This is a genomic window from Rhizobium sp. NZLR10, from assembly GCF_019685125.1.
In the GTDB taxonomy this organism is placed as follows: Bacteria; Pseudomonadota; Alphaproteobacteria; order Rhizobiales; family Rhizobiaceae; genus Rhizobium.
Window position 1 is genome coordinate 348612 of record NZ_JABDWE010000001.1, and the last position, 14517, is coordinate 363128.

Sequence of the window (14517 nt, forward strand, 5' to 3'; positions counted from 1 at the left end):
CGGGTCGTCAATCGCCCGCAAAACCACCATGGCAGACCGGCAACGAAATTTCTATTGCGCTTTCGAAAAAAATGTAGAACGTTATACGGAGACCGTTCTACAAATCATTGGGAGGTTTTGATGAACTTTCAGCCGGCAGCCATCAGCGGCAACCGCGTTTCGCGCACCTGGTCGGGAGAGATGATCGCGCCGCTGTCGGATGGCGGCCAGGGAACGGCCGCAAGCTTCGTCGCCCAAACCTTCGAACATGACGGCTCCAAGCTTCCGGTCGAGCTGTTCATCTCGGCCCTCGGCCTCTATCGCTGCTTCATCAACGGCGCCCGGGTCGGCGACGACCTGCTGACACCCGGCTGGACGAATTACGACGATCGCCTTGCCTATCAGCGATATGACGTGTCGAACCTGCTCAAGCCAGGCCAGAACCGGATCGAGATCTGGCTTGCCGACGGATGGTACCGCTCGCCCTTGATGTGGGGCGCCAAGGCGATCGCGAACTGCTGGGGCGACAGAATCGGCGCCATCGCGGATCTCATCGGACCGGACGGCACCCTTCTTTCCACCGACACCACATGGCGGAGCGGTCTGTTGCCGATCCTGAAGTCGGGCATCTATTTCGGCGAGATCTACGATGCGCGCGCAGAAAATCTTGTAGGGACCCATGGCACCGAAAGATTGCCGTTCGACAGAGCGCTGCTCGTCGCCCATGAAACCGCGGCGGTGCGGGAATTGCCGCCGCTTGCCCCGATCGAAAGCTGGACCGACGAAGACGGCAGGACGGTTTACGATTTCGGTCAGAATGCCGGCGGTTATATCAGATATACGGTTCGGGGAGCTACCGGTGCCGAAGTGCAGGTGGAGCATTCGGAAGTGCTCGGCCCCGACCGTCACTTCGACAATCGCAATTATCGCGCGGCCGTGGCGCAGACCGTCTATACACTGCGCGGAGACGGCGACGAGACCTACGCGCCGCATTTCACCTTTCAAGGTTTCCGCTATGCCAGGGTGACCATCACAGGCGATGCTGAGATTCTTGCAATCGCATCCATCCCGATCACGTCGGTGCCCGAGCCTGCCGGCGGCTTCACCTGCGGCAATCCCCTCGTCAATCGCCTCGTCGAGAACACCATCTGGTCGCAGCGCGCCAATTTCGTCGAAGTGCCCACAGATTGCCCGCAGCGCGACGAACGCCTGGGCTGGACGGGCGACGCCCAGGTATTTGCCGCAACCGCCTGCTGGCTGAGCGACAGCCAGTCTTTCCTGAAAAAGTATCTGCGCGATGTGATGGCCGACCAGCGCGAGGACGGCGCCGTCTCGCATTTTTCGCCGGATCCGACACGTCTGCATCCCGCCGATTTCCCGGGCTATGCCGGCTCGACCGGCTGGGGCGACGCGATTGTCGTCATCCCCTGGGTTCTCTACACCCATTACGGCGATCGGGCCGTGCTGTCCGAGTGCCTGGATTCCATGGTCCGCTGGGTCGATTTCGTCTGGTCGATCTCGGATGGTCCGCTGGTGCGCCCGCCGTCCCGCTGGGGCGATCGCGGCTTTACCTTCGGAGACTGGCTGCAGCCGGTCGGCGACAACAGAAAACCCCGTCCGACGATCGCCGACGACTGCGCGGCGACACTCTATCACTTCATCTCGACCGACCTTCTGGCGAAGATCGCAGCCGTTCTCGGCGAGCATAAGCTTGAAGATGAGATGAAGCGGCGGGCCGGCGAGATCCGGCGGGCCTTCGCCAACGAGTTCATCACGCCGGCGGGACGGCTGGCGCATAACGACCAGACGTCCTATGCGCTGGCCTTCCTGCACGATCTGATACCGGCAGAACATCGGCCAGCCGCCGAGCAGCATTTCCGTCAGGTGATCATCGATGCCGACTACAGGATCGGCACCGGCTTCATCGGCACACCTGCCCTGCTGCCGGCCCTGACGAAGCTCGGGATGGACGACCTGGCGGCAAAGGTCTTCCTGCAGGAAGACGTGCCAGGCTGGCTCTACCAGGTCTCGAAGGGGGCGACGACGATCTGGGAGCGCTGGGATTCGATGGCGCCGGACGGCACGATCTACGAACCCGACATGAACAGCTACAACCACTACGCCTATGGCGCCGTCTGCCAATGGCTGTTCGAATCCGTTGCCGGAATTTCGCCGAGCCCTGATGCACCCGGATTTGCCGAGGTGATCGTCGATCCCGCGCCGATTGCCGATCTCTCGCCGGTTGCGGCCCATCATGACATCGACCAGGGCCGCATCGAGGCCGGCTGGCATTGCACCGGCAACAAGGTCACCTATGTGCTGACCCTTCCGGAAGGATGCATCGGCCGCTTCCGGCCCGGGCGGCGGCACCGGAACCCGTCGCTCAACGGCGAGCCTGTCGTCGAGGAAGCCGTCCTTCCCCCGGGCACGCACCAGTTGGTTTTTTGGATACCGGATTCTTGAGGAGCATACACGTCACATCGTTCAGAGGAGGAACGTCATGACACATCGGATAAAGCTTATTCTCGCCGGCGCATCCGCGCTTTTGGCGTTGGTCGCGGCCGGCCCGTCGCATGCGGAAACGACGCTGTCGTTCCTGATCGACAACAACCCCGACACGGTCGCAGCGGCCGAAGCGCTGGTTGCCGCCTACCAGGCCAAGGCGCCTGACGTGACGATCGAAATCGAGCCGCGGGCGGGCGGTGGCGAGGGTGACAACATCATCAAGACGCGCCTGGCAACGGGCGAGATGTCCGATGTGTTCCTCTATAATTCCGGTTCGCTGCTGCAGGCGCTGAAGCCGGCGCAGACGCTCGTCGATCTGAGCGGGCTCGCGTCGCAGGCGAAGGTGGACGACGGCTTCAAGTCGGTGGTCAGCGCCGACGGCAAGCTCTACGGCGTTCCCTTCGGTACGGCGATGGCCGGCGGCATCCTCTACAACAGGAAAATCTACCAGGACCTCGGCCTCACCGTTCCGAAGACATGGGCTGATTTCATGGCCAACAACGCCAAGGTCAAAGCCTCAGGCAAGGTCGCCGTGGCGCAGACCTATCGCGATACCTGGACCTCGCAGCTATTCGTTCTGGCCGACTATTACAACCTGCACGCGGCGGTGCCGAACTTCGCCGCCGACTATACCGCCAACAAGGCGAAATACGCGGAAACGCCGGCGGCCATGAAAGGCTTCGAACGGCTGAAGGACATTCACGACGCCGGCCTGATGAACGAGGACTTCGGCGCGGCAAGCTATGACGACGGCCTGAGAATGGTGGCGACCGGCGAGGCCGCGCATTATCCGATGCTGAGCTTCGCAGTCGGCGCGCTCAAGCAGAATTATCCCGAGAACCTCGCAGATGTCGGGTTCTTTGCGCAGCCGAGCGACGATGCGGCGACGAACGGCCTGACGGTCTGGATGCCGCCGGCCCTTTATATTCCGCTGACCAGCCAGCACGCCGAGGAAGCAAAGAAATTCGTGGATTTCGCCGGAAGCGTCGAAGGCTGCAAGATCATGGTTGAAACCAACACCGTGCAGGGGCCTCCCTTGATCGACGGCTGCGATCTGCCTGCTGACGTACCGCCTGCGGTAAAGGACATGCTCCCCTATTTCGACGCCAAGGACAAGACGACCCCGGCGCTGGAATTCGTTTCGCCGGTCAAGGGGCCGGCCCTCGAGCAGATCACCGTCGAAGTCGGCTCCGGCATTCGCCAGCCGGCCGAAGCGGCGAAACTCTATGACGACGATGTGCGCAAACAGGCCAAGCAGCTCGGCCTGCCGAACTGGTAGCGGTCTTTCGAGACAACCTCGCTCCCGAGGGGCGAGGTTCCACCCGATCGAAGAGATAGATATGATCGAGACACGCCCCCGCTCGCGCAAATCGCCCTACCCGCTGTGGTTTTTCATTCCCGCCGCCATCATCTACGGCGTGCTGTTTCTGGTTCCGACGGTATCGTCTCTCTGGTTCAGCCTGACGCGCTGGGATCTTTCGACGGCCGAATTCATCGGGCTCGAAAACTTTCAGCAGTTCTTTTCCGAACCGTTCCTGGTCAGGGGGCTGGTCAACACGCTGATCTATGCCGTGACGACATCCGGCCTGAAGACGGTCTGCGGGCTGCTGCTGGCGGTGCTCTTGACCAGCAATATCTTCGCCCGCGGCTTCCTGCGCACGCTGGTCTTCTTTCCCGTCCTGGTCTCGACGATCGGCATCGGCATCACCTTCACCGTGATGATGCATCCGACCAAAGGCATCATCAATGTCACGCTCGAAACGCTCGGCATCCCAGGGCCGGGATGGCTCACCAATCCGGCGCTCGCGCTTTTTTCGGTGGCCCTGGTCGACCTCTGGAAGGGTGTCGGCCTCGCCACCCTGATCTTCATCGCCGGCCTTGCTGCGATCAGCCCCGACTATTATGAGGCGGCGAGAATTGACGGAGCCACGCGTCTTCAGCAATTTTTCCGGGTTACCCTGCCGCTTGTGCGTCCCGCCACCGTCACCGTCGTGACATTATCGCTGATCGGCGGGCTTCGCTCATTCGATCTGATATGGGCAATGACCCGCGGCGGGCCGGGTTTTTCCTCCGATGTGATCGCCTCGGTCATCTACAAGCAGTACCAGGCAGGCTTCTACGGTCTGTCGACCGCCGGAAACGTCATCCTGTTTGCGCTGATTGCCGCAATCATCCTGCCACTCACCCTATGGCTCAACCGGCGCGGGGTCGAAGAATGAGAAGCATCCGCCCTTATGTGACCGGCGCGATAGCCCTTGCCGTCGCTGCCGTCATCTTCGTCATGCCCTTCGTTTTCGTCGCTCTCCAGGCGGTCAAGTCGAAGTCCGAAGCGTCCCGCCTCGATTTCGAACTGCCTGCGCAGTGGCTGTTCTGGGACAATCTTGTCGCCGTCTTCAAGGCGCGCGATTATCAGCTGGTGCTTGCCTATTTCAATTCGACCCTGATCACCGTCGTCTCCGTCACCATCCTCATCCTGCTGTCGGCGATGGTCGGATATGTCATGCAGCGCCGCAAGACCGCCTGGAACAGGGTGGCATCCATTGCCCTTTTCATGGGGCTGATGATGCCGCCCGCCGTCGTTCCGACGATCGGCCTGCTGCAGGATATCGGCCTCTTCAAGACCATGACCGGGATGATCCTGATCCAGGTCGCCTATAATCTCTCGTTCTCGACCTTGCTCTACCGGTCGTTCATTTCGACCATACCGCGCGACCTCGACGAGGCGGCGCTGATTGACGGCGCAAAGCCCCGGCAGATCTTCTTCCGGGTGATCCTGCCGCTGCTGAAGCCGGTGACCGTCACCAACATCGTCGTGCAGTCGATTGCGATCTTCAACGATTTCACCAACCCGCTCTACTACCTGCCCGGCAAGGAGAACGTGACGGTGCAGCTGACGCTCTATAATTTCCAGAGCATGTATACGAGCCAGTACAATCTTCTCTTCATGAACATCCTCCTCGTTACGATCCCGCCGCTGATCGTCTTCATCTTCTTCAACCGCCAGATCGTCGCGGGCATGACATCAGGCGCAGTCAAAGGGTAGTGGAATGGCTGAGCTCACTCTCAAACAGGTTCGCAAGAGCTTCGGCGGCCTCGAAGTCATCAAGGGGGTCGATCTGGAGGTTGCCTCCGGCGAGTTCGTCGTTTTCGTCGGCCCGTCTGGATGCGGGAAATCGACGCTGCTGCGCATCATCGCCGGCCTGGAGGAGACGACGTCGGGCGCGCTGACCATCGGCGGCAAGGACGTGACCTATGCCGAACCCTCCGAGCGCGGCATTGCCATGGTGTTCCAGAGCTATGCGCTCTACCCGCATATGACCGTTGCCGAGAATATCGGCTTCGGACTTTCGCTTGCCCGCCGCCCGAAGGCGGAGATCGCCGAAAAGGTTGCTGCCACGGCCGAAACGCTGCAGCTCACCCATCTCTTGCAGAGAAAACCGAAAGCGCTCTCCGGCGGCCAGAGGCAGCGCGTCGCCATCGGCCGCGCGATCGTTCGCGATCCCCAGGTCTTCCTGTTCGACGAACCGCTCTCCAATCTGGACGCGTCGCTTAGAGCTCAGATGCGTCTTGAGATCGCCGATCTTCACGCCCGCCTGAAGTCGACGATGATCTATGTCACCCACGACCAGGTCGAGGCGATGACGATGGCGGACAAGATCGTCGTGCTCAACGGCGGAGCAGTCGAGCAGATCGGCAGCCCGATGGAACTCTACCGCAATCCCGCGACACCCTTCGTCGCCGGCTTCATCGGCAGCCCGAAGATGAACCTCTATGGCGGCGAAACCGCACGGCGATTGAACTGCACAACCTACGGCATCCGTCCGGAACATATCAGGCTTTCGGAAGATGCCGGACAATGGCAAGGCAAGATCCGGCATGTCGAACGGCTCGGTGCCGATGCGATCCTCTATCTCGATGTCCCGGAACTCGGCGAGATGGTCGTGCGCGCTGAAGGCGAGACGCCGTTTGCGCCTGACATGACGGTCTGGGCAGACCCGGTCGAGGGAGCCGAACATCGGTTCTGAGGCCGGACCGAAGCCATCACGGCAAGCCGACGAAAATCCGTGTCACGCTTGTTTGTTCAAGAGAGCCGCCAGGTCCTCTTTGAGCCGGATCGGCAGATTCATCCGTTCGTGAAGAATGCTCATGACACCAAGATCACCGTTCTGAAGCTCCCGAAAGAACACATAGTGATGTTCATAGCGACCGAAATAGGCCGAACGCTGGATGTCTGCCGGAACCGCCAGACGTTGCGGAAGCTGTCGCCAGATCGACCGATCCTCGCATAAACGCCGCAAAAAGGCGTGCAGCCCGAGAATATAGGCGTCCGCCTGCTTCTCTCCCCACGCCTCGACCGTGTCACGCCAAATCTTGTCCTGCGCGACGTCGGCGCGCGGATAAAATCGATAGGCCATCACCATGCTTATCGGCGCTTGTTACGGCGGATGACGTCTTCGGCCGAAACGGCGACAAATTCGCTGTCTTCGGCCCGCATCGCGGGCGCAAGCTCCTTTTGCAGCATATCCCAGGCCTCATCACGGGTCTGCAGGTCGCGTCGAATGAGAGCACGAATATATTCGCTGGCGTTTTCATAGAGGCCGTCGTCGCCGACCTGCTGCTGGATATGATCCTGCAACTGCCCGCTGACCTTCACATGAATGCTACCCGATGCCATCGCCATACCCTTTCGTTCTTATTTATCATGGGTAGCGTAGCATATATTGTCAATATTCATCACACCCGCCTTCGCTCATCCGAGCGCATCCGTGGCTCAGAACCGGTCGGGACGCAGCGGCGCCAGATCGATGGCCGGAGTCCGTCCGGCGACAAGCTCAGAAACGAGATAGCCGGTCAAGGCGGACAATGTCAGGCCGAGATGGCCATGACCGAAGGCATAGGTGACGCGGGGCAAGCTGCGGGAGTTGCCGATGACGGGAAGCGAATCCGGCATGGATGGGCGAAAACCCAGCCACTCGTCGCTGCCTTCTCCGGCCGCCGGCAGGAGCTTTTTCACGCCCGCCCGGATCATTGCGGTCCGCCTGGGATTCAAGGGAGCGGCAAGCCCGCCGAGTTCCACCGTCCCGGCCGCACGCAGCCCGTCCGCCATCGGCACCATGTAGAAGCCGTGCTCGGGATAGCAGACCGGGCGCGACAAAAGATGACCCGCCTGCGGGAACAGGACGTGATAGCCGCGCTCGGTGTCGAGCAGCACGCGATCGCCGATCGATGCGGTGAGCTTGCGCGAATGGGCGCCGGCGGCGACGACGGCGTGGTCCGCAAGCATTCCCTTGCCCGCGATCCTGAGACCGATGCCGTCCGTGTGCGGCTCGATTGCCGAGACCTCGCCACAGACGATGTCTCCTCCGCCGTCTACAAAAGCCTGGGCGAGCGCGAAGGCGAGTTGTTTGGGGCTGGAAAACACATACGCGTCGCGGAACAGCACGCCCCTGTGGTAGAGCGGCGCGAGATTGGGCTCGATGCTGCGGATATCGGCTTGGCCCAACCGATCCATGGCGACGCCATGGCGTTCACGCAGATCGTTCTCGGCATTGGCCGCTCGGAATTGCGCTTCGGTCTTGTAGAGATAGAGGCAGCCGTCATGCCGCTTCAACCGCTCGGCGCCCGCCTGCATCACAAGCGGTTGCCAGGCGGCATCGGCGTGAGACAGCAGCACCGCCAATGTCGCGGCGATCCGCTCGACCTCGGCCTTCGTGCTCGATGCCAGGAAGGCGCGCAGCCACGGGACCAGTTGCGGCAGGTATTTCCAGACGATTGCCAGCGGACCGAGCGGATTGAGCAGCATGCCCGGCACGCGCCAGATGACGCCCGGTGTCGCGACGGGGACGACGCCGTGCGGCGCAAAGGTACAGGCATTCCCGTAGGAACAGGCCTGCCTGTAGGATGCGTCGCCCAATGGTGGCGCCGGATCGATGATCGTGACCCGGTGCCCCATTCTCTGCAGCCAGAGAGCCGAGCAGAGGCCGACCAGTCCCGCGCCGACGACTGCCACATGCCGCCGCTCGGCGTCGGGCAAGGGTGAAAGCTCGGGGAGCGGCGTGTGCATCGCCTAAACCAGGCCGGCCAGAGCGCGGGGACGATCGTTCAGCGTGGCGGCGATGATGCGCAGGGCCGTTGCCAGTTCGTCCCGCGACGATGCGCAGCCGACATTGACGCGAACGGCATGCTCGACCGGCTGGCGGTCGCAGGCAAAGGCGGTTGCAGCCATGACGGCAACGCCGTGAGCGCGCAGATTGGCGGCGAAATCCTCGCATCGCCACGGCGCCGGCAGTCTGAGCCACAGAAACATGCAGCGCGGATCGGCGGAGAAGGAATGGCCGGCGAGGATCGTCGTGACGATCGCGTGGCGCGCCCGCAGCTCTGCAAGCTGAGCCTTGAGGATCGCTTCGGCCGTCCCGTCCTCCAGCCAGCGAGTCGCCAGCAGTAGCGGCAGCGGAGAGGGCATCCAGGCAGTCGTGCGGACCGCCTCGGCAGAGAGCAGCGCGCGGCCGGGCGGGCAGGTCAGATAGCCGACGCGCAGACCCGGCGCCAAGGCCTTGGAGAGCGCGGAAATATGATAGGTCCTCGCCGGAGCAAGCGTGATCAGGGCGCTAGCGCGAGCCCCGAGCATCGGCCCATAGACATCGTCCTCGATGATGACGAGATCATGCTTTTCCGCGACCTCGACCAGTTCCCGCCGGCGGGCCTCGCTCATGGTGACGACGGTCGGGTTGTGCATCGAGGGAACCGTGAAGACGGCGCGCACCGGCTCGCGGCTGCAGATGTCGTCCAGTTCCGCCGCCGACATGCCCTCATCGTCGCTTCCAATGCCGATAATGCGGAAACGGAACATCTGGGCGAGCGCGATCAGGCCGTAATAGGTCAGCCGGTCGCAGACGATGGTGTCGCCGGGCTCTATCAGGCTGCTGATGACAGCCAGAAGAGCGTGCTGCGCGCCACTGGTGACCACGATATCGTCCTCGGACGGGTCGAAGCCGTTGAGCCTTATCCATTTCTTCGCCGCGTGACGCGCCCAGGCCGGCCCTTCCGGTGGCTGGTACTCCTGCATCTGGCGGAAGCGTTTGTCCGAGGACAGATCCGGCAGGGACTGGGCGAGGCGCTGCTGAAAATCGTCGACGGCCGGCCGGTTGACCGTCAAGTCGATGACGCCGGCCGGGCTCGCCGCCCGGTCGACCCGCGGCATGGCGCCGTCGCCAATGACGATCGTGCCGCGTCGGGTGCTGCCCATCACAAGATTAAGGTTCTGCAATTCGCGGTAGGCGCGCGTGACCGTGGAGACATTGAGCGACCGCTCCCGTGCGAGGTCACGCTGTGGCGGCAGCTGGCTGCCCGGAGGCAAGGCGCCCGAACGGATCCTCGCCTCGAGCTCGCTTGCAAGCTCCAGATAGGCCGGTATTCGCGCCTCCCGCTGCTGATTTGTCCGGGTTACTTCCGATCTTTCAGACATACAATTCCTGTAACAGGGATACAAATTCCATGTGCATCGTGCACCGCATTGGCTACCCGTGCTGCGATTCAACATCGTTTTGTGCCACATAGCACGCTTTTTCAGTATTTTCGAGATCCGTAGCCGCCACCGTACAAAATTATTTGTGTGGCTTGACAAGCGGAAATAGACCGAGACAATATAGACTAGCATCGAGACAAAGAGGCAGGGACCCGGCCGATGCAAACAGGAGGAATTCATGAGCGAGCGCTTCATTGCCTTCGAAGGCGTGCGTAAATCCTATGACGGCGTCAGCTATGTCGTGCGCGGCCTGGACCTCGATGTCGCCAAGGGCGAGTTTCTGACCCTTCTCGGTCCGTCCGGTTCCGGCAAGACCACGACCTTGATGATGCTGGCGGGCTTCGAGGCTCCGAGCAGCGGGACCATTACCCTTGCCGACACCAGGATCGACAGCGTTCCGCCACATCGCCGCAACATCGGCGTCGTATTCCAGAATTACGCGCTCTTCCCGCATATGACGGTCGGCGAGAACGTCGCCTTTCCACTGAAAATGCGCCGGCTCGGCAAAGCGGAAATTACCGAACGGGTTCGCCGCGCGCTCGACATGGTGCGCATGGCGAGTTTCGAAACGCGGCGGCCCAACCAGCTTTCGGGTGGACAGCAGCAACGCATCGCGCTTGCCCGCGCCCTGGTATTCGAGCCGCAGCTGGTGCTGATGGACGAGCCACTCGGTGCGCTCGATAAGCAGCTTCGCGAACATATGCAGCTCGAGATCAAGCATCTGCATGCCCGCCTCGGCATCAATGTCGTCTACGTTACCCACGACCAGAGCGAGGCGCTGACCATGTCGGATCGGGTCGGCGTGTTCAATGACGGCATCCTGCAGCAGATCGCGCCGCCGCATGCGCTTTACGAAACGCCGGCAAACCCTTTCGTCGCAACCTTTATCGGTGAGAACAATGCGATATCGGGCGAGATCGTCGCAATCGACAATGCGGTCTGCCGAATTCGCGCGCCTGACGGTTCGATCATCACCGGCCATGCCGGAGAAGGATTGAAGGAAGGCGCACGGGCAACTCTGGTTCTGAGGCCCGAGCGGATTCAGCTGTCGCCCGCAGCCGACGTTGCGAACCGGTTCACAGCCACGCTCAGGGAAATCATCTATCACGGCGATCATGTGAGGTTGCGCGTCTCAGCCTGCGGCTGCGATGACATCTTTGTCAAAGTTGCCGCCGCCCAGGACATTCCGGTTCAGGGATTAGGCTCGCATGCCCTCATCGGCTGGGCGCCGGAGGATTGCCGCGCGCTCGCGCTCTCCTGACCGAGTATTGATTCTTTCGTAAACGCAGCAACAAAAAGGGGAACCACCATGATGCGTTTCAACTGCATGCTTCTCAGTTCCGTCATGACTCTGGCAATCGCGGGAGCGGCGTTTGCCGAAGATACGCTGACCGTCACATCCTGGGGCGGCGCCTATACGAAGAGCCAGGAGGAGGCCTTTTTCAAGCCCTTCGCCAAGCAAACCGGCACCAAGATCCTTCAGGATGAATGGGACGGCTCGACCGCCAAGCTGAAGGGCATGGTCGAGACCGGCCAAGTAACCTGGGATGTCGTCGATGTCGAACCCAGCCATGCGCTGCAAGGCTGTGACGAAGGCTGGCTCGAAGCCATCGACTATTCGAAGCTCGGCGGCAAGGACGCCTTCATCGATGGCGCAGCGATGGATTGCGCGGTCGCGACGATCGTCTTCGGCACCATCTATGCCTATGACGCCGCCAAGTTTCCGAATGGCGGGCCGACAACCATGGCCGACCTGTTCGATACCGCCAAATTCCCAGGGCCGCGCGCCTTGCGCAAGTCGCCGAAGACCACGCTGGAATTCGCGCTGATTGCCGATGGCGTCAAACCGTCGGAAGTCTACGACGTGCTCGGGACGCCGGAGGGAGTCGATCGCGCCTTCAAGAAGCTCGACACGATCAAAAAGGATGTGAAGGTCTGGTGGACCGCCGGTGCGCAGCCGCCGCAGCTTCTCGCCGACGGTGAAGTCGTGATGACCACGGCCTGGAACGGCCGCATCTATGACGCCGTCAAGAACAGCGGCAAGAACTTCAAGATCGTCTGGGATGGCCAGGGAATGGACTTCAATCTCTGGGCCGAGCCGAAAGGCTCGAAGAACAAGGAACTGGCGGACAAATTCGTCGCCTTCACCGTCAATCCCGATGTGATGGCGCAGCAGTCGAAATATATCTCCTATGGCCCGACCCTGAAAGCGGCCATCGCCAAGGTTCCGCCGGACATTCTCGTCGATCTGCCGACAGCACCCGAGAACACCAAGACCGCATTCGTCGTCTCCTCCGAGTTCTGGGCCGACCATGATGAGGAATTGACCGAACGCTTCAATAAGTGGCTCGCACAGTAACCTCGTCGGGCGGGCGAGTGTCCCCCGGCTTCGCCCGCCCCTTTTCTCTACCGCAAAAAGGCAAGAGCGATGGTGACCGCGACAATGAATGAAGGCGACGGCTCGATGATTGCCGCCCGCATGCGGGTGAAAAGCCTCGGCAGTGCGAAAAGCAAGGCGCAGCTGCGAGCGCTGCTGCTGGTCGCGCCTTTGCTGATCTTCCTGCTGATCGTCTTCGTGCTGCCCATTGCCCTGTTGCTGACGCGCGCGGTTGACAACAGGGCAGCTTCGGCCGCCCTGCCCTACACGATGTCGGCTCTATCAGCCTGGGATGACCAATCCCCGCCGGACGAAGCGCTGTTTGCCGCCTTTGCTACCGATCTGAAACAATCGCCTCGCGACCAGATCGCCGAGGTGGCCAAGCGTCTCAACTATTATGAGACAGGCATGCGCTCGATGCTCTTGAAAACCGCACGCACGATCCGCAACGCCGAGCCGCCCTACAAGGCCGCTTTTGTTGCCATCGATCCCAAGTGGGATAGCCGGCATTACTGGACGATCATCAAGAATGCATCCCCACCCTTCACTGACTACTACCTGCTCGCCTCCCTCGACCTGGAGCGCGACGCGTCGGGCGCCATCGGCAGGGTCTCGGCGGAGAATGCGGTGCATGTCGACGTGCTGATCCGCACATTCGTCGTCAGCGCTTCGGTCACCGTAATTTGTCTGTTCCTCGGCTATCCCCTCGCCGCCCTGATCGCCCGGTCGAAAGGGGCGGTTGCCAATACGCTGCTGATCCTGGTGCTTTTGCCATTCTGGACCTCGCTTCTGGTCCGCACCAGCGCCTGGGTCGTATTGCTGCAGGGGCGCGGCGTGATCAACTCGGCACTCATCTGGTTTGGCCTGGTCGATCCCGCGCATCCCCTCGACCTGATCTACAATCGCATCGGCGTCCTGATCGCCATGACCCATATTCTGCTGCCCTTCATGGTGCTGCCGATCTACAGCGTCATGAAGAGCATACCCCCGGTCTATCTGAGGGCCGCCTCGTCGCTCGGCGCCCCGCCGGTATCGGCCTTCTTGCGCATATACCTGCCGATGAGCATGCCCGGTGTCAGCGCCGGCGGCTTGCTCGTCTTCATTCTGGCGCTCGGCTATTACATCACGCCGGCTCTGGTCGGTGGACCGGGAGACCAGATGGTGAGCTATTTCATCGCCTATTATTCCAACCAGGTCACGAACTGGGGCATGGCGGCGGCTTTGAGCACGATCCTGCTGGTGGCGGTGCTCATCCTCTACGCCGTTTACAATCGCATCGTCGGCATCGACAGGCTGAGGATAGGCTGATGACAAACTTCCATTCTTTCCCGCGGCTGTTTTCGATTCTCTTGTGGCTGGTTGGCGGCCTGGTGATCCTGTTCCTGATCGCGCCGATCGTCGCGATCGTGCCGCTGTCCTTCAATGCCGAGCCGTTCTTCACCTATCCCATGCCCGGCCTGTCGCTGCGGTGGTATCGCGAATTCTTCGATTCCAACGTCTGGCAGCTGGCGCTGAGGAACAGCATCATCGTCGCCGTCTGCGCCACGCTTCTGTCGACCTTTCTCGGCACGCTTGCTGCGATCGGCCTCAGCCGGCCATCCTGCCCGGCGCGGGCAACGCTGACCGCGATCCTGATTTCGCCGATGATCGTGCCGGTCATCGTTTCGGCGGTCGGCATCTATTATGCCTTCGCTGCGGTCGGACTGCTCAACAGCCTGACCGGACTGGTGCTGGCCCATACGGCCATCGGTGCCCCCTTCGTGGTGATCACCGTGACGGCGACACTCGCAAGCTTCGATCACAATCTGATGCGAGCGGCATCCAGCCTCGGTGCAACCCCAGTCGAAGCGACGTTGCGCATCATGCTGCCGGTCATCGCCCCAGGGGTGGCATCCGGCGCCCTCTTCGCCTTCGTCACCTCGTTCGACGAAGTGGTGATCGCGCTCTTCATCGCCGGCTCCGAGGAACGCACGCTGCCGCGCCAGATGTGGAGCGGCGTGCGCGAAACGTTGAGCCCGACGATTGCCGCCGTCGCCACCCTCCTCATCCTGTTTTCGACGCTGTTCCTTGCCACGATCCAATGGCTGCAGCGCCGCGCCGAACGCCAGAAGATTGCGCATAGGGATTGATG

At 61.6% G+C, this 14517-nt stretch carries 13 protein-coding genes; 9 read left to right on the forward strand and 4 right to left on the reverse strand.

Annotated elements, in window-relative coordinates; translation table 11 throughout:
* Nucleotides 1-120 precede the first annotated feature (120 nt).
* The 5 genes from HJB82_RS01605 to HJB82_RS01625 all read left to right on the forward strand — a co-directional run bounded on the left by HJB82_RS01605 (nt 121) and on the right by HJB82_RS01625 (nt 6509).
* Nucleotides 121-2442, forward strand: a complete 2322-nt coding sequence (locus HJB82_RS01605; protein WP_221139449.1) for an alpha-L-rhamnosidase — start codon at nt 121-123, stop codon at nt 2440-2442.
* Nucleotides 2443-2479: 37 nt separating this feature from the next.
* Nucleotides 2480-3763 carry an ABC transporter substrate-binding protein gene (locus HJB82_RS01610; RefSeq protein WP_221114985.1) on the forward strand — a complete coding sequence of 428 codons (1284 nt, stop codon included), beginning with the start codon at nt 2480-2482 and terminating at the stop codon, nt 3761-3763.
* Nucleotides 3764-3824: 61 nt separating this feature from the next.
* Nucleotides 3825-4703: a carbohydrate ABC transporter permease gene (locus HJB82_RS01615; protein WP_207584865.1), complete on the forward strand. Its 879-nt coding sequence runs from the start codon at nt 3825-3827 to the stop codon at nt 4701-4703.
* A complete protein-coding gene (locus tag HJB82_RS01620; RefSeq protein ID WP_207584864.1) occupies nt 4700-5527 on the forward strand; it encodes a carbohydrate ABC transporter permease in 828 nt (275 codons plus the stop codon). Before HJB82_RS01615 ends, HJB82_RS01620 begins: the two co-directional genes overlap by 4 nt.
* A 4-nt stretch (nt 5528-5531) precedes the next feature.
* Nucleotides 5532-6509, forward strand: coding sequence for an ABC transporter ATP-binding protein (locus HJB82_RS01625; RefSeq protein ID WP_221139450.1), 978 nt, complete (start codon nt 5532-5534; stop codon nt 6507-6509).
* A gap of 42 nt (nt 6510-6551) precedes the next feature.
* Here HJB82_RS01625 and HJB82_RS01630 read toward each other — a convergent pair whose 3' ends face one another.
* The 4 genes from HJB82_RS01630 to HJB82_RS01645 all read right to left on the reverse strand — a co-directional run bounded on the left by HJB82_RS01630 (nt 6552) and on the right by HJB82_RS01645 (nt 9949).
* Complete coding sequence (locus tag HJB82_RS01630; protein WP_221115168.1) at nt 6552-6902, reverse strand: type II toxin-antitoxin system RelE/ParE family toxin; 351 nt, start codon at nt 6900-6902, stop codon at nt 6552-6554.
* A 5-nt stretch (nt 6903-6907) separates the two neighbouring features.
* Nucleotides 6908-7159 carry a transcriptional regulator gene (locus HJB82_RS01635; RefSeq protein WP_097621406.1) on the reverse strand — a complete coding sequence of 84 codons (252 nt, stop codon included), beginning with the start codon at nt 7157-7159 and terminating at the stop codon, nt 6908-6910.
* 96 nt (nt 7160-7255) lie between these two features.
* Nucleotides 7256-8548 (reverse strand): FAD-binding oxidoreductase, encoded by a 1293-nt coding sequence (locus tag HJB82_RS01640; protein WP_221114986.1) that lies wholly within the window; start codon nt 8546-8548, stop codon nt 7256-7258.
* 3 nt (nt 8549-8551) lie between these two features.
* Nucleotides 8552-9949, reverse strand: coding sequence for a PLP-dependent aminotransferase family protein (locus HJB82_RS01645; protein ID WP_221114987.1), 1398 nt, complete (start codon nt 9947-9949; stop codon nt 8552-8554).
* A gap of 238 nt (nt 9950-10187) precedes the next feature.
* Between HJB82_RS01645 and HJB82_RS01650 the strand changes: the two genes are divergently transcribed.
* From HJB82_RS01650 to HJB82_RS01665, 4 genes are all read left to right on the forward strand, one after another.
* Nucleotides 10188-11270: an ABC transporter ATP-binding protein gene (locus tag HJB82_RS01650; protein WP_221114988.1), complete on the forward strand. Its 1083-nt coding sequence runs from the start codon at nt 10188-10190 to the stop codon at nt 11268-11270.
* A 48-nt stretch (nt 11271-11318) separates the two neighbouring features.
* Complete coding sequence (locus tag HJB82_RS01655) at nt 11319-12368, forward strand: ABC transporter substrate-binding protein (RefSeq protein ID WP_221114989.1); 1050 nt, start codon at nt 11319-11321, stop codon at nt 12366-12368.
* A gap of 69 nt (nt 12369-12437) precedes the next feature.
* Nucleotides 12438-13694: an ABC transporter permease gene (locus tag HJB82_RS01660; protein WP_221114990.1), complete on the forward strand. Its 1257-nt coding sequence runs from the start codon at nt 12438-12440 to the stop codon at nt 13692-13694.
* Nucleotides 13694-14515, forward strand: coding sequence for an ABC transporter permease (locus HJB82_RS01665; RefSeq protein ID WP_221139451.1), 822 nt, complete (start codon nt 13694-13696; stop codon nt 14513-14515). Before HJB82_RS01660 ends, HJB82_RS01665 begins: the two co-directional genes overlap by 1 nt.
* Nucleotides 14516-14517: the final 2 nt, after the last annotated feature.